The organism is Ponticoccus litoralis (genome assembly GCF_039769985.1).
Lineage (GTDB): Bacteria > Pseudomonadota > Alphaproteobacteria > Rhodobacterales > Rhodobacteraceae > Ponticoccus > Ponticoccus litoralis.
This window is the reverse complement of the sequence record NZ_JBDNCH010000002.1, coordinates 3492802-3511662: the sequence shown is the minus strand read 5'-3', so window position 1 is coordinate 3511662 and position 18861 is coordinate 3492802. Positions and strand designations below refer to the sequence as shown.

Here is an 18861-nt window from a genome sequence, read left to right as displayed (position 1 = left end):
GGAAATGACTGAGGCCATTCTCGCAATCCACTTCGACATCCCACGCGAAGGGAGTATCGGGATTGCAGGGGCTTGTCAAAAGCCAGCGTCGCCTTTTTGCCCCTTCTGTCGCGCAGAGGCCGCCCGTGCGGCGGGGCGGTACCGTTCATGCAGGGGTCAAAGGCCCGTTTCAGGTCAGGACGGTCCCGAGGTAGGCGCCCAGAAACAGCGCGAAGACGACGGTCGCGATGTAAAGAAGCCGGTCCCAGTTGATGGTGACCAGCAGGCTCATGCTGCGGTATCCGGCGGAGAGGGTCTGCATGGATTCGGTTCCCCTTGACTGCTGGAAACCGTCCTACCCCCGGATTCAGACCGAATTTTGGCAGGGACCGGGCGAACTGTTGTCAGGGACAGAACAGATCGTTGGTCAGCGCGAAGATCATCAGCGACAGCACAACAGTCAGGCCGATGGACATCAGCACCTTCAGCGCCTTGTCGCTGGGCGGACGGCCCGAGACCGCCTCGTAGGCGTAGAACACCAGGTGTCCGCCATCCAGCACCGGCACCGGGAAGAGGTTCAGCAGGCCCACCGCCGTCGACAGCACCGCGACGAACCAGATGAAGCTGGTCGTGCCCTGCCGCGCCATGTCGCCGCTGGTTTCGGCGATACCGATGGGGCCGGACAGGTTGCAGGTGCTGATCGAGCCGGTGATCATGTGCCACATGCCCGAGATCGAGCCTTCCATGATGCGGCCCACCTGGCTGACCCCGCCCCAGAGCGCGGTGCCGAAGCCCGGTGTCACGGTGGCCGGTTCAAAGGCCACGCCGCCGACGATGCCGATGCGGTAGAAGGTCTGGAAGCCGCCGCCGGGCTGCGGTTCGTCGATGCGGCGCGGCGTCAGCTCCTTGGCAAGGATGTCGCCGTCACGCCAGACCTGCAGCGCCAGCGTCGCGCCGTCAGAGCCCTCGACCTTGTCCTTGAGCTGCTCGAAGGCAAAGACCTCTTGCCCGTCGATGCTGACGATCACGTCGCCCGCCACCAGACCGGCATCGCCGGCGGCAGAGCGCGGCGCGATCTGCGTGGCGATGGGCGGATAGACATAGGGGCCGGCCACGGTTGTTTCCTGCCCGTCACGGCGCACGGTGTAATCCAGCAGCGGCTCTTCCGGCAGCGCCTGCATGTAGGCCTCGTAGGCGATGCTGTCCGAGAAGGAGGGCAAAGCGTTGCCCTCGATGGCGATGACCTCGTCACCCTCCTGCAATTCCTGCTGCACCGGCAGCGGGCGCAATTCGCCCACGGTGACGGGCTCCGCGATCTCGCCACGGACCATGAAGACGCCGGTGAAGATGATGATCGACAGGGCGAAGTTGAACAGCGGTCCCGCCGCGACCGTTGCCGCGCGCGCCCAGAGCGGCGCGCCGGACATGGTGTGGCGCATTTCCTCTTCGTTCAACCCGCGCAGCGCCTCGTCGTCGATGCCGCCAGAGGGATTGGCGTCGCCGCGGAACTTGACGTAGCCGCCAAAGGGAAAGGCCGCGATCTGCCATGTCGTGCCGTCGCGGTCGACGCGCGACCAGATGACCGGGCCGAAGCCCAGTGCTGAAGACCTCGGGAAAGATGCCCGATTTCTTGCCGACGATGTAATGGCCGTATTCGTGGATGGCGATGATGATGGACAGCGCGACGACGAAGAAGACGACGGTCCAGAGGAATCCGCCGAACTGCGGTATCAATGTCATCAGGTCCAAAGGAACGCCCCCGTTATCAATTCCTGCCGCCGATATCTCGGGCCGTATGCCTCGCGAGATGGTCAGCCTGCAGGATCATATCAAGTGTAAACTGGTCACGATTGTGTCCCGCGTGGGACGAAAGGCAGGAGAGTGTCTCTTCGACCACCCCCGCCATGCGGGTGAAAGGGATCTGCCCCACGATGAACTGGTCCAGCGCGACCTCTTTCGCCGCATTGAAGATCGCCCCGGACAAACCGCCCGCCTGCATCACCTCGCGCGCCAGCCGCAGAGCCGGCCAGCGCGTTTCGCAGGGCTCGCGGAAGGTCAGTTGCCCCAGCTTCACCAGGTCCAGCCGTTCGACCGGCAGCGCCCGGCGTTGCGGATGGTGCAGGGCAAAGCCGATGGCGTGGCGCATGTCGGGTGGGCCGACATGCGCCATGAGCGCGCCGTCGCAGAAGCCGACCAGCGCGTGAATCATCGATTCCGGGTGGACGACAACCTCGATCTGCTCGGGGTCCAGCGCAAAGAACTCTCTTGTTTCAATGACTTCCAGCGCCTTGTTGAACATGGAGGCCGAGTCGATGGTGATGCGCTGGCCCATGTCCCAGTTGGGATGGGTGGCGGCCTGTTCCGGCGTGGCCCGGGCCAGATCCTCCAGCGGCCAGTCGCGGAAGGCGCCGCCGCTTGCGGTGATGATCACCCGTTCGACCGCCGCCATATCCTCGCCGATCAGGGCCTGGAAGACGGCGGAATGCTCGCTGTCCACCGGCAGCAGGGCCGCGCCATGGGCCTGCGCCGTGCGCAGCATCAGCGGCCCGGCGCAGACCATGCTTTCCTTGTTGGCCAGCGCCAGCGTGGCGCCCTGCTCCAGCGCCCGCAGGCCCGGTTCCAGCCCCGCCGCGCCGACGATGGCCGACATGACCCAGTCCGCCGGGCGGCTCGCCGCCTCGATCAGCGCCGCGCGGCCCGCCGCCGCCTGCACGCCCGACCCGGCCAGCGCCTCGCGCAGCTCGGGCAAGAGGTCGTCATGCGCCGTGACCGCCACCTGCGCCCGCAGGGCGCGCGCGTCCTTCGCCAGCTGCGCGATATTGCGCCCGCCGGTCAGGGCCACGACCGCGTAGGCGTCGCGGTCGCGCGCGATCAGGTCGATGGTGTTCTGCCCGATAGAGCCGGTGGCCCCGAAAATGGAAATCCGCCGCATCAGACCCCCGACGGAAAGCCCACGATCTGGCCGGCGATGATCAGGAAGACCGCCCCGCCCAGCATCCCGTCAAAGCGGTCCATCAGACCGCCGTGCCCCGGGATCAGGTTGGAGCTGTCCTTCACACCCGCCTTGCGCTTGATCGTGCTTTCGGCAATGTCGCCGATCTGGCTGGCCATGCTGACGGCGATGGAAATGCCGATCAGCCCCGCGCCCTCGATGGTCCATCCGGCCCAGAAGGCGCCGACAACCGCCGCGCCGACCCAGCCGCCCACGGTGCCCGCCCATGTCTTGTTGGGAGAGACGCGGGGCCAGAACTTCGGCCCGCCGATGCTTTTCCCGGCGAAATACCCCATGACGTCGGTGGCGACGATCACCGCCACCAGCCACAGCATCCAGGTCAGACCGTAGTCGCTGCGCAGCGCCATCATCGAATAGCCCGCCAGCAGGATCATCATGGTCGTGACCGCATAGGTGACGCCGCCCCGCTCCATCCGGCTGAACCCCAGCATGGTCGGCAGCATCAGCAGCGGCAGCGCGAAAGAGGGCGGAATGCGGATCGCGACGAAGACGCAGACAACCGTTGCGGCGGCCAGGATATACTGCGCCTTGGTGCGTCCGCTGTCGACCATGGTCACCAGTTCCCAGACCATGCCGCCGCAGATCAGCGCGATCAGCGCCTGCCACCAGACCCCGCCCAGCCAGACCGCCGCCATGCCGATGGCGATCATGATCAGGCCCGAGATCACCCGGGGCTTCAGGTCGGACCAGCGCTTGCGCGTCATCGGCCCACGGCGCCGAACCGCCGGTCCCGCTTGCCATAGGCGCCGCAGAGCGCCGCGAATTCCTCGGCTGAGAAATCCGGCCAGAGCGTATCGACGAATTCGTATTCCGCATAGGCCGACTGCCACAGCAGAAAGTTGGAGATCCGGGCCTCTCCGCTGGTGCGGATCACAAGATCCGGATCCGGCAGCACATGCGTGTCCAGATAGCGCGGCAGCGTCTCTTCGTTGACGTCGTCCGGGTGCAGCTTGCCGTCGGCCACGTCCTGCGCCAGCCGCTGGGTGGCGCGCGCCACCTCGTCCCGCCCGCCATAGTTGAGCGCGATGGTCAGGTTGGTGCCGGTGCAATGCCCGGTCATGCGCTCCGCCTCGTCCATCAGCCCGCGCAGCTTGGCATCCAGCCGGGGCCGGTCGCCGATAAAGCGGACGCGGACGTTTTCCTTCACGAAGGCCTGCATCTCTTTCATGATATAGCGCCGGAACAGGCTCATCAGGCCTGCCACCTCGACCTGGGTGCGCTTCCAGTTCTCTGTCGAAAAGGCGAAGATCGTCAGGTACTTGACCCCGGCATCCGGGCAGGCCTCGACGATCTCGCGGACCCGGCGCGCACCGGCGTGGTGCCCGAAGAGGCGCGGACGCCCCTTCTGCGTGGCCCAGCGTCCATTGCCGTCCATGATGATGGCCACGTGGCACGGGCCATCGGTTTCACGGAGGGGTCTGGACATTACACTGTTCCCTGAGATCAATCGTCTGCCCCCCTCTGTAGCCTATCGGGCGGTCAACCCAAAGCCGATAGCTGGCGGCACGGTCAAAGCAGGCGGCATGGCGCGCGCAGAGGCACGCGCCGGGCGCTCAGACCTGCATGATCTCTTCTTGTTTGCCGGCCAGCGCCTCGTCGACCTTCTTGATATAGGTGTTGGTCAGGTCCTGAACCTCGGATTCCCAAAGCTTCTGGTCGTCCTCGGATATGCCGTCGGCCTTGGCCTTCTTGATCTGGTCCATGCCGTCGCGGCGCACGTTGCGGATCGAGACCCGGGCGTGTTCGGCATATTGCGCGGCGACCTTGGTCAGCTCCTTGCGGCGCTCCTCGTTCAGCTCGGGAATCGGCAGCATGATGATGGTGCCGTTGAGCTGCGGGTTGATGCCAAGGCCCGACTCGCGGATCGCCTTTTCCACCTTGCCCACAAGACCCTTGTCCCAGACGTTGATGGTGACCATGCGCGGTTCCGGCACGTTCACGGTGCCGACCTGGTTGATCGGCGTCATGGAGCCGTAGGCATCCACCTGGATCGGTTCCAGCATGGAGCCCGAGGCGCGCCCGGTCCGCAGCGAGGCAAATTCCGTGCGCAGGTTGGACATCGCGCCATCCATGCGGCGGGTCAGGTCGTCTGTATCGAGCATGAAGTCGTCGGACATGGGTTTCAGAACCTCGTTCTAGGGGTCGTGCCTTGAAAAAACGGCTTATCGCCTCGGGATGCGAAGATCAATCGAGCATGGCACCCGCACCGACAATCGCTGTCGACCTCCCCCTGACGCGTCGCGCCACCCTGCATATCCGTCGCTCCTGCCCTCGCCAAGCCGGGCCGGGCGGTGCATAAGGGCCGCAAGCCGGAAACCGGAGAGACATCATGGTCAGCGAAACCCGCCTAGCCTTCGCCCACCCCGCCGAGCGCGCCATCGCCACGGCAGAGGACAGCCTGCGCGACCGTATCAGCCTGCGCGATCACCTCGTCGAGGTCGAGATCGGCGCCTTTCAGGCCGAACGCGGCACCCGGCAAAGGATACGCTTCGACGTGGTGGTCGAGGTCGTGCCCTTCAGCGGGCCGCTGGACGACGACGTCGACCGCATCCTGTCCTACGACCGCGTTACAGAGGCCATCGCGCACGAGCTTGCCGCCGAGCGGGTGAACCTTCTCGAAACCCTGGCCGAACGGATCGCAGAGCGCATCCTGCTGGAACCCCAGGCCCTGCGCAGCTTCGTGCAGATCGAAAAGCTGGATCGCGGGCCGGGCGCCCTTGGGGTCGAGATCGTCCGCGCCCGGCAGGACGTGGCGGCCCATCGCGAGGCGCTGGCACAGGAAGTGGCGCAGGAACGCCCGCATCCCCGCGTGGTGTACCTGTCCAATGCCGCCATGGCCGATGACCGGCTGGCGGCCTGGCTGGATGCGCTGGCGGCCCGGCCCGAGCCGCTGATCCTCTGCGTCGACCGGCCCGACCTGCCCGCCCCGGTCACCGGCCACAAGATGACCCAGCGGCGCATCGACCTGCTGTCGATCGAGCAGAACGCCTGGCTGCTGGCGGCGCGGGACCTGCGCTGCAAGGTTGTTGCCACGCGGACGGAACTGGACTGGGCCATGAAGAACGGCCAGATCTGCGTCTGGGCGCCTTCGAAGATCGTGCTCGACGCCACGCATGGCCCCGGGGTGCAGCCCGCTGAGTCGGTCGCCCTTGCCGCCTGGTTCGCGGCAGAGATGGAAGCCTCGGAGATGGTCGTGCTGGGCGAGGCCGCACCGGCGCAGGCCGAGGTGCCGCTGCGCGCCCTGGCGCTGCACGACGCCTTGTTCTGACCCGAGGTCCGGCAGCGGATTCGCCAATCCGCTGCCGACCCGGGCTGCGGCGGCCCGTTGTAACATGGCGTGAGCGCTTTCGGCGACGGTCTGCCAGCCGGATCTGCCGCCCGTCGCCCGCGTCTCTTGCCAAGACCGGCCCGATCCGTCAGTCACTTCGGCCATGACAGAGTATTACAGGCCCATCGTCCGCTTCGGTCCCGACCGCCCCGAAGGCGCCCTGCCCCTTGCGGGCGGGCCCGGCTGGTTCACCGAGGTCCAGCTCCGACGCCGCGACACCGCCCCCCGTGCCCTGCCCGCGCAGGACCTGCCCCCGGACTGGCGCCAGCGCCTGACCGCACCGCGCGCCGCTGTGGCCGGGCTGGACATGGGGCGGGCCAACGTCATGGGCATCCTGAACGTCACGCCCGACAGCTTTTCCGACGGCGGCAGCCACCAGACCGCCAATGCGGCGCTGCACCGGGCGCGCGGCATGGTCGCGGCGGGCGTCGACATGATCGATGTCGGCGGCGAAAGCACGCGGCCCGGCGCCGCCACGATCCCCCCCGAGGCAGAGATCGCGCGGATCGAGCCGGTGATCCGCGCCATCGGTCACGAGATTCCGGTGCCGGTCTCGATCGACACGCGGAAGTCCAGCGTCGCCGAGGCGGCGGTCGAGGCGGGCGCGGCGCTGGTCAATGATGTCTCGGGCTTCACCTACGATCCGATGCTGGGCCGCTTCTGCCAGACCCGCGGCCTGCCGGTCTGCGTCATGCACGCGCTTGGCGACCCGGAAACCATGCAGGACGATCCGCGCTACGACGATGTGCTGCTGGACGTCTACGACTTCCTCGAGCGGCAGGTCTCCGCGCTGGAACGGACCGGCATCCCCCGCGACCGCATCGTGGTCGACCCGGGCATCGGCTTCGGCAAGACCATGGCGCACAACCTGACGCTCCTGCACAATGTCTCGCTGTTTCACGGGATGGGCTGCCCGGTGCTTGTGGGCGCCTCGCGCAAGGGCTTCATCGGCACCCTGTCGGGTGCCGTCGAGCCCTCGGGACGCGTGGCGGGATCGCTGGCCGCCGCTCTGGCCGCCGCGGCGCAGGGCGTGCAGATCGTCCGGGTGCATGACGTGACCGAAACCGTGCAGGCGCTGAAGGTCTGGCGCGCAATTGAACAAGCAGAGGCATGAGATGAGCAGGACACTCTTCGGCACCGACGGCGTGCGCGGCACCGCCAACACCTATCCGATGACCGTCGAGATGGCGATGATGCTGGGCGCCGCCGTGGGCCGCCACTTCCGCAACGAGCATGGCGGCGTGCACCGCGTGGTGATCGGCAAGGACACGCGGCTGTCGGGCTACATGTTCGAGAACGCCCTGACCGCCGGGCTGACCTCGACCGGCATGAACGTGCTGCTGCTGGGGCCGGTGCCGACGCCCGCCGTCGGGCTGCTGACACCCTCGATGCGGGCCGATCTGGGCATCATGATCTCGGCCAGCCACAACCCGGCGGAAGACAACGGCATCAAGTTCTTCGGCCCCGACGGCTTCAAGCTGTCCGATGCGGTCGAGGCCGAGATCGAGGCCCTGGTCGAAGGCGGCGTGCGCCCCGCCGCGCCCGAGAACATCGAGCCGCGCCAAGCGCATCGACGACGACCGCTTCCGCTATCAGGAACGGGTGAAGTCCACCCTGCCCCACGGGCTGCGGCTGGACGGGGTGAAGGTGGTCGTGGACTGCGCCAATGGTGCCGCCTACAAGACCGCCCCCGAGGTGCTGTGGGAACTGGGCGCCGATGTGATCCCGGTGGGCGTCTCTCCGAACGGGCTGAACATCAATGCCGAATGCGGATCGACCAAGCCGCAGCGCGCCGCCGAGGCGGTGGTCGCCCATGGGGCCGACGTCGGGCTGTGCCTCGACGGCGATGCCGACCGGATCATCCTGATCGACGAGAACGGAGAGATCGCCGACGGCGACCAGATCATGGCGCTGATGGCGGCCCGCTGGGCCGAGGAGGACCGCCTGAAGGACGGCACGCTGGTGGCCACCGTGATGTCGAACCTCGGGCTGGAACGGTTCCTGCAGGACCGGGGCCTGCGGCTGGAGCGCACCAAGGTCGGCGACCGCTACGTGGTCGAGGCCATGCGGACGGGCGGCTTCAACCTTGGCGGCGAGCAGTCGGGCCATATCGTGATGACCGACTATGCCACCACCGGCGACGGGCTGATGGCAGGGCTGCAGTTCCTCTGCGAGATGGTGCGCACCAATCGCGCCGCCTCGGAACTGACGCATAGCTTCGCCCCGGTGCCGCAGCTTCTGAAGAACGTGCGCTACGGCGCGGGCGGGCTGCCGCTGGAAGAGGCCCGCGTGCAGGCCGCCATCGCCGAGGCCGAGGCCTCGCTGACCGGCAAGGGGCGGCTGTTGATCCGCAAGTCGGGGACGGAACCGCTGATCCGGGTCATGGCGGAATGCGAGGACGAGGGCCTGCTTGCGCAGGTGGTCGACGGAATCGTCGCCGAGGTGCAGGCGGTGGCCTGAGCCGCCCGGACCCGCGCGCCGGGTGGAAGGCGGGCTCGCCTGTCCTTGGCCGATGTCGCAGGGGCTCTGCCCCCCGGCCTGCGGCCTCCCCCCGAGGTATTTCGGGACCAAAGAAGCGAGGGGCAGCGCACCGGGGGCGAGGCGGGACCTTGCAGTCCGGCGATGTGCGGCCTGTTGCGGGTTCCGGCCTGCGCGCAGGCCCCAAAGGGGCGGCTGGCGGTGCGCCGGTCCGGCCCGGGGCCGGAGGCTTCAGGGGGGCTGGGCGTGACTGGCGCGGCTCAGCCCTGCCGCGCGGTCCGGCGGCGCCGCCCCGGAAAGAGGACCGCGCGGGCGGTGCGCCAGGAGGTCTTGAGGAACCACAGCGCGATCCCGAGAGCGAGCCAGCCCGCGAAGAACCCCACCCCGGCGAAGGTGATCCCCTCGAAGGTCAGCGGCAGGGCGGGCTTGAAGCTTTCCATGGTGCGTTCGGCCACCGCGCGGTCGCCGATATGCGTGGCGAGTTTCGCGCGCATGAAGGGGCCGGCGCCCTGAAGCGCCGTCAGCGCCGCTGACATTTCCCCGAGGCGCGCGATGTCGCTGGCCATATTCGCCGCCTGCGTCTGTGCGAGCGGCCCCTCGGCGCCGAGCCGTTGCAGGTAGGTCGCCATGGGCAGGCCCGCCGCCTCTGCATCGGCGCCGTAACGGTCGACCTGCCGGGACAGCTCGTCCACCGCGCCGCCGAGGCGCTGCATGTATTGCTGAGAGAATTCCGGGAACTGCGACAGCCCCGCGGCCCCGGTCAGCCCGGCGGCCAGTGTCACTGCGCGGGTGATCATCTCCGGCGCCTCTTTGTTTTTCTGCTCGGCGGAAGAATACCGCGCGGAGGATGGCCGGATCAAGCATTGGCAGCATGGGCTGGATATGCGCCCCGCGACAACCGGGGGTCGGTTCGGCGAAGGGCGCGGGCTTTGAAGGGGGCCGTGCAGCCGCGCCCGCCGAGATGCCTGTGTGGCGCATTCGGCAAGACCGCACGGGTCGGCAGCGGAGGCCGTGACGCGCAGAGACGCCGGGGCGGTCCGGGCGGAACCGCCTTCAATCTACGCGGTCGGATCCAATCTGTCGGAGGAGGGCATCGACGGGCGCGCGGCGGGTGTCGGGTCGGCGGCGGACATCGGCGGGTGCACGGAGGGCTTCAGGTCGCGGGTCTCAGGACGGCTCGATCCGTGACCGTCATTGGAGGTGCGCCCCCATGCAAGCCGGCCCCGGGCAAGGGCGGGTGGCGGACAGGATCGCCCTGCCCGCCACCCGTCCGGTCAGGCCGACTTGCCGTAGATCTGCGCGATGCGGGCCACCGCCGCTTCGGGCGGCAGTTCCTCGCTTTCGCCGGTGCGGCGCGAGGTCAGTTCCACCACGCCGTTCTTCAGCCCGCGCGGCCCGACGGTGATCCGCCAGGGCAGGCCGATCAGGTCCATGGTGGCGAACTTGGCGCCCGCGCGTTCGTCGGTGTCGTCGTAGAGCGGCTCCAGCCCCGGGGCGGTCAGCGACGCATAAAGCGCCTCGCAGGCCGCGTCCGCCTCGGCGTCGCCGGTCTTGAGGTTGACGATACCGCAGTGGAAGGGTGTCACGCCCTCGGGCCAGATGATGCCCTTGTCGTCGTGGCTGGCCTCGATGATGGCGCCCAGAAGGCGGCTGACGCCGATCCCGTGGCTGCCCATGTGCACCGGCACCTCGGCCCCGTCGGGGCCCTTGACCGTCGCGCCCATCGGCTCGGAATACTTGGTGCCGAAGTAGAAGATCTGCCCGACCTCGATGCCCCGCGCGGTGCGGCGGCGTTCTTCCGGCACCTCGTTGAACAGCGCCTCGTCGTGGGTTTCATCCGTGCGGGCATAGCGCGAGGTGAACTCTTCCAGCACCGCCTGGCACTGCTCGACCGAGTCGTAATCGATCTGGCGGTCGCCGAACTTCAGGTCGGTGATCTGGCTGTCGTAGAAGACCTCGCTTTCGCCGGTCTCGGCCAGCACGAGGAATTCATGCGTGTCGTCGCCGCCGATGGGGCCGGAATCGGCGCGCATCGGGATTGCCTGCAGGCCCATGCGCTCGTAGCTGCGCAGGTAGCTGACGAGGTGGCGGTTGTAGGCGTGCAGCGCGTCTTCCTTGGTCAGGTCGAAGTTGTAGCCGTCCTTCATCAGGAACTCGCGCCCCCGCATCACCCCGAAGCGCGGACGGATCTCGTCGCGGAATTTCCACTGGATGTGGTAGAGCGTCAGCGGCAGGTCCTTGTAGCTGCTGACATGGCTGCGGAAGATGTCGGTGATCAGCTCTTCGTTGGTGGGACCGTAGAGCATGTCGCGGTCCTGCCGGTCGCGGATGCGCAGCATCTCGGGACCGTAGGCGTCATACCGACCGGATCCTTCCACAGCTCCGCCGATTGCAGCGTCGGCATCAGCAGCGGGATATGCCCGGCGCGCTGCTGTTCCTCGTGCACGATGCGCTCGATATTGCGCAGCACCTTGTAGCCCAGCGGCAGCCACGAATAGATGCCCGCGCTGGCCTGCTTGATCATGCCGGCGCGCAGCATGTAGCGGTGAGACACGATCTGCGCCTCGGAGGGCGTTTCCTTGAGGACGGGCAGGAAGTAGCGGGACAGGCGCATGGGCGGGACCTTCGGTTGCGTTTCGCCCTTCCCTAGCGGCTCGGCGAAGGGCGGACAAGGGTGGCGCGCGGTGCAGGCCGGATGGCCCGCGAAGCGGCCCTGCCTTTCGCGGCAGCACGCCCTTGGGCCCGGCCCCATCCGCCCCGGCAGCGGTGTTTCCCGTCGACCCGATGCCATCCAGCCGGAAATCCCCACCTTCCCTTGCGTCGAACCCGTGGCATACTGCGGCAAAGCCATTTCCGGGGAGACCATGCGTTTTCTGATCACCGCCCTGTTCCTGCTGGCCGCCCTGCCCGCCCGGGCGCAGATCGCCGATTGCGACTTCGGCTTCGACATCGACCGGCAGTCCAGCGCCTTCCAGTCCATGCTTGTCGACGGCGAGCAGAAAAAGGGCTTCTGGCTGTCGGTCAACCGCGCGCCGCCGGAAATCCGCGGGCTGGCGAAATACATCGGGCGGTTGCAGGTCTGCCTGATCACCCCCGACGGCAAGCCGCGCGAGATCCGGCGGGGCGGCGGCACGATGACGCTGGACAGCCCCTTCGTCGCCAATTGCACCGCCGCTCTGCTGCCGGACAACCGGCTGCTGACCAACGCGCATTGCTACTTCGACCCCGATCTGGTGGCGGCGGGTTTCTCCATCGTGCAGGAGGCGCGGATCAATTTCGACTATACCTCGAAGGACGACACCGGGTCGGTCCGAACCTATCGCGTGCTGACCGGCCCCATGGCGGTGGACGAGGATCTGGACGCGCTGCTGTTGCAGGTGATCGGCGATGCCAATGCGGATCTGGGCGGGCACATCCCGATGAAGATGCGCCGTGACCTGCAACCCTACCAGTCGCTGGCCATGATCCACCACCCGGGCGCCGAGCCGCAGCAGTATTCAACCGGGACCTGCCAGATCCACCGCCGTCAGGACGAGATCGACGCGGGCCGTTCGCCGCTGCGGCACACCTGCGAAAGCATCGGCGGCTCGTCCGGGTCGCTGCTGTTCGACGCGCGGACGCTGGCGGTCGTGGGGCTGCACAACCAGGGCGGGTTGTCGCGGCTGGACGAGAGCTTCAACGGCGGCCACAAGATCGCGATGATCGACGAGGCTTTCGGTCTGGGTTTCGAAGAGGTCGGCACCGCCGCCCCCGCCGCAGGCCCGGCCACCCCGGCCCCCTCGCGCGCAGAGCAGGCCCGCGCCGCATTGTCCGAGGCGCTGCTGGAGCCGGAGGCCGAGACCCAGATCGCCCGCCTGCGCGCGGTGATCGAAGAGTACCCCGGCACCGACATGGCCAAGCGCGCCCAGTCGATGCTGGCGCGGCTGGAAGACCAGCAGGCCAGCGCGTTGACGACACAGGCCAACGCTGCCCTGACCGAGGCCTTGCTGATGCCGGAAGGCGCCGCCAAGCTGACCGCCCTGCAAGCAGTGGCCCGCGACTACGCGGGCACCACGGCGGCGGTCAACGCAGGCGATGCGGCGCGGCGGCTGCAGGCTTCGATGCAGGCGGCACAGGCCGCGCCCACGGTTCAGCCGCGCGTACAGGCCGCGCCGGTGGCCCCGAGAGAGACCACCCGCCAGCCCACCCTGCGGGTCTGCTACGTCAACGACGTGCGCCCGCCGGATGCCTATCTTGCCCTGCGCTCGCAGCCCTCGTCGCGCTCGGGTAGCCGCCTGCGCCTGCTTTACAAGGGCGAGAGCTTCTCGATGGTCGGCCCGCGTCAGGGCGACTGGCACCTCGTCTCGACCCCGGACGGGTTGCAGGGCTGGGTGTCCTGGGCCAAGTCGCGGTGGATCACATGCCCCTGAAGGCGCTTTTCGCGGCGCTCTTTCTGGCGGGCGGCGCGGCGGCAGAATGCCCCGCCGTGCTGACCGGCGCCGCGCGTCTGCTGGTGGTCACCACCCCCGGCATGAGTGCGCCCACGGGCACCGGGCAGCTTTGGAAGCGCACGCCCGGCGCCGACTGGCAGGCGGTCGGCGGCCCGATCGCCATGGTGCTGGGGCGCAACGGGCTGGGCTGGTCGCACGATCAGGGCGCGCTGGCGCGGGGCAGCGAGCCGATCAAGCGCGAGGGCGACGGGCGCACCCCCGCCGGGATCTTTGCGGCGGGCGAGGCCTTTGGCATGGGGCCGACGCTGCTGCCCGAGGGCCGCCGCCGCACCCTGACCGAAGGCACCGCCTGCGTCGACGACCCGCGCAGCCCCGCCTACAACAGCATCACCACCCGCAGGCTTGCCAAGGGCATCAGCCACGAGAAGATGTGGACGATCCCGCAATACCGGCAGGGCATGGTGATCCGCAACGCCACCGATGCGGCGAAACGCGGCGGCTCCTGCATCTTCCTGCACGTCTGGCGGGCGCCGGGAAAACCGACCTCGGGCTGCATCGCCGCCGAGGAACGCCATGTCGAGGCGGTGCAGCTGCTGTTCGACGGCCTGCCCTCGGCGGTGGCGATCCTGCCCCGCGACGGCGGGGCGCGGATCGCGGGCTGTCCCCTGCCCGGTCTCGCCCGGGACTGACCCGGTCCCGGCCCCGCCCCCCGCGATGGCCTGCCCGGCTGCCTGCCGGTCTGCCTGTCGGCGACGCCTCTCAGGGCAACAGCCTTGCGGCAGGGCCTATGGCGGCGCGCGCAAAGGCGTCGGAGGGCGCCAGGCGCGCCAAAGCTGCAGGCCCGGCCCTTCCGGACCCCGTCACGGCAAGGACCGGCGCGCCGCCGTGCGACCGGCGCGGCCCCGACAGGGCCATGCCCATCGGCGGGATGCGCCATGACACCGGCTGCCGCGCCGCCGCCACCCGGCTGGCCGGGCGCCCTGTGCGGTCTGTCGCGACAGGAAGCGACACCGACCTCTCGGAACAACTTTCCCTTTGCGCGGCGCGGTGATACGCGCAATCCTGCGCCAGACAGCGACCGGAAGCAGGAGAAAGGCAGCGTGGCTTTGCCAGTCAGGACTCAGCTCAAATACTGGGGCATCGCCGCCCTGATCTTTGCCGTCGTCCTCTGGTCGCTGGGCAATGTGCTTCTGCCGTTCATCCTTGGCGGCGCCATCGCCTATTGCCTTGATCCGGTGGCCGACTGGCTGGAGCGTCTGGGCCTGTCGCGCGCCGCCGCGACCGCCGTGATCACCGTGGTCACCATCCTGATCTTCGTCATCATGGTGCTGGCGATCATCCCGACGCTGGTCAACCAGACGGTCTCGCTGTTCAATACCGCGCCACAGGTGTTCCGCGACCTGCAGGCCTTCCTGTCGGAGAAATTCCCCTCGGTCCTGACCGAGGGCAGCGTCGTGCGCGAAACCATCACCTCTGTCGGCACCGCGATCCGCGACAAGGGCGGAGAGCTGATGAACACCGCGCTGGCCTCGGTCGCCTCGCTGCTGAGCATCGTGACGCTGTTCGTCATCGTGCCGGTGGTGGCGGTCTACCTGCTGCTGGACTGGGACCGGATGGTGGCCAAGATCGATGCCATGATCCCGCTGGACCACCGCGCGACCGTGCGCCACCTCGCGCGGGAAATCGACCGCGTGCTGGCGGGCTTCATCCGGGGCATGGGGTCGGTCTGCATGATCCTTGGCGTCTATTACGCCGGGGCGCTCTGGCTGGTCGGGTTGCAGTTCGGGCTGGTGGTGGGCGTCGTGGCGGGGATGCTGACCTTTATTCCCTATGTCGGCGCCATCGTTGGCGGGGTGCTGGCCATCGGCCTCGCGCTGTTCCAGTTCTGGGGCGACTGGGTCTGGATCATCGTGGTCTGGGCGATCTTCCAGTCCGGCCAGTTCATCGAAGGCAATGTGCTGACGCCGCGCCTGGTCGGCAACTCTGTCGGGCTGCACCCGGTGTGGCTACTGCTGGCGCTGTCGGTCTTCGGCTCGCTCTTCGGTTTCGTGGGCCTGCTGGTGGCGGTGCCTGTCGCCGCCGCGCTGGGGGTCGTCGCGCGTTTTCTTGTGGATCGCTACAAGGGCAGCCGGCTGTACCTCGGGCTCGGGCAGGAGCACGACGAGCCATGAGCGGTCCAGAGCAGCTTCCCCTGCCCCTGCCTGCACTCGAGGCACTGGGGCGTGAGGACTTTTTCGTCAGCCCTGCCAATGCACTGGCCGTGGCGCAGGTCGAGGCCTGGCGCGACTGGCCGTCGCGCAAGATGGTGGTCTACGGCCCCGAAGGCAGCGGCAAGACGCATCTCGCGCATGTCTGGGCCTCGCTGTCGGGCGCCCGGATCGTCGAGGCCGTGGCGCTGTCGGAGGACAGCGTGCCGGGGCTGGCCGAGGCACCGGCCTGCGTCGAGAACGTCGAGGCCATCGCCGGAAACGCCGCCTGCGAGCGGGCGCTCTTTCACCTGCACAACCTTTGCCTGGCGCAGGGCCACGCGCTGCTGATGACCGCGGCCCGCGAACCCGCGCGCTGGCGGCTGGGCCTGCCCGACCTGCAAAGCCGCGTGCAGGGCGCGCAGGCGGCACGGCTGTCCGAACCGGACGACCTGCTGCTGACCATGCTGCTGGCGAAACTGCTGTCCGACCACCAGACCCAGGTGCGGCCCGATGTCATCCCCTATCTCGTCAGCCACATGCCGCGCAGCTACCGCGCCGCTCGCGCGCTGGCCGAGGCGCTGAGCGCGGATCTCGCTGGCGGCGAAGAAAGCGGTGTCCCGGCGCATGGCCGCAGAGGCCCTGGAGCGGCTGGGCCCCGGGCTCTGATCGCGGCGTAACGCCACGGGGCGCGGCGCCGATGCCCCGGCACCCGGGCACGGGACCGGGCAGATCCGCAAGCGGCCCGCCCGCGACCCACCGGCCAGACAGGTATTTTTGCCAAGAAGAAACCCAGGGCGGTTCCCTGTCGGCGACGGGTCGGGGCCGGAACGGCCTTTCCGCGCGGCAGGCCCTTGGGGGCTTGCGGCGGGGCATCGGAACACGGCAGAGTGTGGGTGCCCGGGCGCGGCGTTCCGCGTCATGAAACCGTTGCACTTCATCCGCATAAGCCCCCCATGACTCAAGCCGATTTCCTCAAATCCCCGCTCCCGCCTGCCATCGACCTGCCGGATCTCGACCTGTCCGGACCGGGGCGCTTCTTCAACCGCGAGCTCAGCTGGCTGGGCTTCAACTGGCGTGTGCTGGAAGAGGCCGAGAACCCGCGCGTGCCGCTGCTGGAGCGGCTGCGCTTCGCCTCGATCTCGGCGGCGAACCTCGACGAGTTCTATACCGTCCGCGTCGCCGGCCTGCGCGAGCTGGCCCATGCGGGCAACACCGCCCTGGCCGCCGACGGGCTGACGCCGGCGGAACAGCTGGTGCTGATCGACGAGGATGCGCGCCGCCTGATGGCGCAGCAGCAGACGGTCTGGGGCGAGTTGCGCGCCCTGATGGTCGAACAGGGCATCCACGTGGTGCTGCGCAAGGACCTGACCGACGCCGACCGCGCCTATCTGAACGAGGCCTTCCTGAACCAGGTCTTTCCGGTGCTTTCGCCGCTGGCCATCGACCCGGCGCATCCCTTCCCCTTCATCGCCAACATGGGCTACTGCCTTGCCCTGCAGCTGGAGCGGATGCGCGACAAGCGCGCGCTGCAGGCGCTGCTGCCGGTGCCCGCGCAGATCGACCGCTTCATGCGCCTGCCCGCCGAGGACGGCACCCACCGCTTCATCCTGCTGGAAGACGTGATCCTGCTGCATATCGACAGCCTGTTTCCGGGCTATCGCAGCAAGGACCACTTCGGCTTCCGCGTGCTGCGCGACAGCGACCTGGAAGTCGAGGAAGAGGCCGAGGACCTGGTGCGCGAGTTCGAGGTGGCGCTGAAGCGCCGCCGACGCGGCGAGGTGGTGCGGCTGACCGTCACCACCGGCGCCCCCAAGGCGCTGCGCAATATCGTCATGCGCGAGCTGCATGTCGAGCCGGAAGAGGTGATCGAGCTGGACGGCATGATCGGCCTTGCGGATACCAAGGAGCTGGTGATCGACCAGCGCCCCGACCTTCTGTGGCCCTTGTTCACCCCGCGCGTGCCCGAGCGCGTGCAGGACCACGACGGCAACATGTTCAAGGCCATCGCGCAGAAGGACATGCTGCTGCACCACCCCTACGAGACCTTCGACATGGTGGTCCGCTTCCTCAACCAGGCGGCGCAGGACCCGGACGTGGTGGCGATCAAGCAGACGCTCTACCGGACGTCGAAGAACTCTCCCATCGTCGAGGCGCTCTGCGAGGCCGCGGAGGACGGCAAGTCCGTCACCGCGCTGGTGGAACTGAAGGCGCGCTTCGACGAGGCCGCCAACATCCGCCAGTCGCGGCGGCTGGAACGGTCGGGCGCCCACGTCGTTTACGGCTTCCTCGACTGGAAAACCCATGCCAAGATTTCCTCGGTGGTGCGGCGCGAGGGCGACAAGCTGGTGACCTACACCCATTGGGGCACCGGCAACTACCACCCGATCACCGCGAAGATCTACACCGACCTCAGCTTCTTCACCTGCGATGCGGCGCTGGGGCGCGATGCGGCGAAGATCTTCAACTACCTGTCCGGCTACGCCATGCCGGAGGGGCTGGAGAACCTGCATATCTCGCCCCACGACCTGAAGTCCGGCATGATCGAGATGATCGAGGCCGAGATGGCGCATGCGGCCAAGGGCAAGCCCGCGCAGATCTGGATCAAGATGAACTCGCTGATCGAGCCCGACATGATCGACGCGCTTTACCGCGCCTCGCAGGCCGGGGTGCGGATCGACTGCGTGATCCGGGGCATCTGCGGGCTGCGTCCGGGCGTGAAGGGCCTGTCCGAGAACATCCGGGTGAAGAGCATCGTGGGCCGCTTCCTCGAACATTCGCGCATCGCCTGTTTCGGCAACGGCCACGGCCTGCCCCATGCCAAGGCGCGGGTCTTCATGTCCTCGGCGGACTGGATGGGCCGCAACCTGAACCGCCGGGTCGAGACCGGGGTGGAGATCATGAACGCCACCGTGAAGGCGCAGATCGTCAGCCAGATCATGGCCGCGAACCTTGCCGATACGGCGCAAAGCTGGGTCATGGAGCCCTCGGGCGCCTTCACCCGCCACCCCATGCCGGAGGGGGCCTTCTCTTTCAACTGCCACCGCTTCTTCATGGAAAACCCCTCGTTGTCGGGGCGGGGCACGGCGGGCGCATCGGATGTGCCGAAGCTGACCCACACAGAGGACTAGGCCCCGGGAGGGCGGGCCACGGCCCGCCCTGCACCGGGTGTTCATGGTCGTCAGCCGGAAACAGCGAAAGACCGCCGCGCCCTGTCGCTGCGGTCTTTTTTCTGCGTTCAAATGGCTGTCGAGCCGCCCGGATCCCTTGTCAGACCGTCTGTTCCGCAGGCACCTGGGACATCCCGCGCGTCGGAGACCGGGTCAAAGCTGTGCGGCTGGGTCGCGGCAGAGGGTTCAGGGCCGCGTCAGGCGGGCGCGGTGGGTGCGGGCCTTCAGCGCAGTCTGCGACGACGACAAGCCCACCCGCACCGAGGCAGGTCCGCAG

13 protein-coding genes and 3 pseudogenes are annotated in these 18861 nt (G+C 68.2%); 8 read left to right on the top strand and 8 right to left on the bottom strand.

Annotation, left to right across the window (positions count from 1 at the left end; all coding sequences use genetic code 11):
* Positions 1-169: 169 nt before the first annotated feature.
* The 6 genes and pseudogenes from ABFB10_RS18390 to frr form a co-directional block, all read right to left on the bottom strand.
* Positions 170-301: a hypothetical protein gene (locus ABFB10_RS18390; protein WP_347167600.1), complete on the bottom strand. Its 132-nt coding sequence runs from the start codon at positions 299-301 to the stop codon at positions 170-172.
* Between the two features lie 82 nt (positions 302-383).
* A pseudogene (gene rseP, locus ABFB10_RS18385) lies at positions 384-1728 on the bottom strand (RIP metalloprotease RseP).
* A gap of 16 nt (positions 1729-1744) precedes the next feature.
* A complete protein-coding gene (dxr, locus tag ABFB10_RS18380; protein ID WP_347167599.1) occupies positions 1745-2911 on the bottom strand; it encodes a 1-deoxy-D-xylulose-5-phosphate reductoisomerase in 1167 nt (388 codons plus the stop codon).
* Positions 2911-3696, bottom strand: a complete 786-nt coding sequence (locus tag ABFB10_RS18375; protein ID WP_347167598.1) for a phosphatidate cytidylyltransferase — start codon at positions 3694-3696, stop codon at positions 2911-2913. Before ABFB10_RS18375 ends, dxr begins: the two co-directional genes overlap by 1 nt.
* A complete protein-coding gene (uppS, locus tag ABFB10_RS18370; protein WP_347167597.1) occupies positions 3693-4418 on the bottom strand; it encodes an undecaprenyl pyrophosphate synthase in 726 nt (241 codons plus the stop codon). The genes ABFB10_RS18375 and uppS overlap by 4 nt, the downstream gene beginning before the upstream one ends.
* Positions 4419-4545: 127 nt before the next feature.
* Positions 4546-5109: a ribosome recycling factor gene (gene frr / locus ABFB10_RS18365; protein WP_347167596.1), complete on the bottom strand. Its 564-nt coding sequence runs from the start codon at positions 5107-5109 to the stop codon at positions 4546-4548.
* Positions 5110-5321: 212 nt separating this feature from the next.
* Between frr and ABFB10_RS18360 the strand changes: the two genes are divergently transcribed.
* The 3 genes and pseudogenes from ABFB10_RS18360 (at position 5322) to glmM (ending at position 8780) form a co-directional block, all read left to right on the top strand.
* Positions 5322-6260 carry a dihydroneopterin aldolase gene (locus ABFB10_RS18360; protein ID WP_347167595.1) on the top strand — a complete coding sequence of 313 codons (939 nt, stop codon included), beginning with the start codon at positions 5322-5324 and terminating at the stop codon, positions 6258-6260.
* Between the two features lie 163 nt (positions 6261-6423).
* A complete protein-coding gene (gene folP / locus ABFB10_RS18355) occupies positions 6424-7434 on the top strand; it encodes a dihydropteroate synthase (protein ID WP_347167594.1) in 1011 nt (336 codons plus the stop codon).
* A gap of 1 nt (position 7435) precedes the next feature.
* Positions 7436-8780 (top strand): annotated as a pseudogene (gene glmM, locus ABFB10_RS18350) (phosphoglucosamine mutase).
* A 278-nt stretch (positions 8781-9058) separates the two neighbouring features.
* Here glmM and ABFB10_RS18345 read toward each other — a convergent pair.
* Positions 9059-9595, bottom strand: coding sequence for a DUF2937 family protein (locus ABFB10_RS18345; protein ID WP_347167593.1), 537 nt, complete (start codon positions 9593-9595; stop codon positions 9059-9061).
* 477 nt (positions 9596-10072) lie between these two features.
* Positions 10073-11412, bottom strand: a pseudogene (gene proS / locus ABFB10_RS18340) (proline--tRNA ligase).
* Between the two features lie 250 nt (positions 11413-11662).
* On the opposite strand from proS, the gene ABFB10_RS18335 reads away from it, so the two are divergent.
* The 5 genes from ABFB10_RS18335 (at position 11663) to ABFB10_RS18315 (ending at position 18545) form a co-directional block, all read left to right on the top strand.
* Entirely contained in the window at positions 11663-13207 is a 1545-nt protein-coding gene (locus tag ABFB10_RS18335; RefSeq protein ID WP_347167592.1) for a trypsin-like peptidase domain-containing protein, read from the top strand.
* Positions 13198-13917: a hypothetical protein gene (locus tag ABFB10_RS18330; protein ID WP_347167591.1), complete on the top strand. Its 720-nt coding sequence runs from the start codon at positions 13198-13200 to the stop codon at positions 13915-13917. The genes ABFB10_RS18335 and ABFB10_RS18330 overlap by 10 nt, the downstream gene beginning before the upstream one ends.
* A 411-nt stretch (positions 13918-14328) precedes the next feature.
* Positions 14329-15399: an AI-2E family transporter gene (locus ABFB10_RS18325; protein WP_347167590.1), complete on the top strand. Its 1071-nt coding sequence runs from the start codon at positions 14329-14331 to the stop codon at positions 15397-15399.
* A complete protein-coding gene (locus ABFB10_RS18320; protein WP_347167589.1) occupies positions 15396-16094 on the top strand; it encodes a P-loop NTPase family protein in 699 nt (232 codons plus the stop codon). Before ABFB10_RS18325 ends, ABFB10_RS18320 begins: the two co-directional genes overlap by 4 nt.
* A gap of 276 nt (positions 16095-16370) precedes the next feature.
* Complete coding sequence (locus tag ABFB10_RS18315; protein ID WP_347167588.1) at positions 16371-18545, top strand: RNA degradosome polyphosphate kinase; 2175 nt, start codon at positions 16371-16373, stop codon at positions 18543-18545.
* The last annotated feature ends 316 nt before the right edge of the window (positions 18546-18861 follow it).

Coding starts and splice junctions, on each gene's coding strand:
- ABFB10_RS18390 (WP_347167600.1), bottom strand. CDS start 301: ATGCAGACCCTCTCCGCCGGATACCGCAGCATGAGCCTGCTGGTCACC.
- dxr (WP_347167599.1), bottom strand. CDS start 2,911: ATGCGGCGGATTTCCATTTTCGGGGCCACCGGCTCTATCGGGCAGAAC.
- ABFB10_RS18375 (WP_347167598.1), bottom strand. CDS start 3,696: ATGACGCGCAAGCGCTGGTCCGACCTGAAGCCCCGGGTGATCTCGGGC.
- uppS (WP_347167597.1), bottom strand. CDS start 4,418: ATGTCCAGACCCCTCCGTGAAACCGATGGCCCGTGCCACGTGGCCATC.
- frr (WP_347167596.1), bottom strand. CDS start 5,109: ATGTCCGACGACTTCATGCTCGATACAGACGACCTGACCCGCCGCATG.
- ABFB10_RS18360 (WP_347167595.1), top strand. CDS start 5,322: ATGGTCAGCGAAACCCGCCTAGCCTTCGCCCACCCCGCCGAGCGCGCC.
- folP (WP_347167594.1), top strand. CDS start 6,424: ATGACAGAGTATTACAGGCCCATCGTCCGCTTCGGTCCCGACCGCCCC.
- ABFB10_RS18345 (WP_347167593.1), bottom strand. CDS start 9,595: ATGATCACCCGCGCAGTGACACTGGCCGCCGGGCTGACCGGGGCCGCG.
- ABFB10_RS18335 (WP_347167592.1), top strand. CDS start 11,663: ATGCGTTTTCTGATCACCGCCCTGTTCCTGCTGGCCGCCCTGCCCGCC.
- ABFB10_RS18330 (WP_347167591.1), top strand. CDS start 13,198: ATGCCCCTGAAGGCGCTTTTCGCGGCGCTCTTTCTGGCGGGCGGCGCG.
- ABFB10_RS18320 (WP_347167589.1), top strand. CDS start 15,396: ATGAGCGGTCCAGAGCAGCTTCCCCTGCCCCTGCCTGCACTCGAGGCA.
- ABFB10_RS18315 (WP_347167588.1), top strand. CDS start 16,371: ATGACTCAAGCCGATTTCCTCAAATCCCCGCTCCCGCCTGCCATCGAC.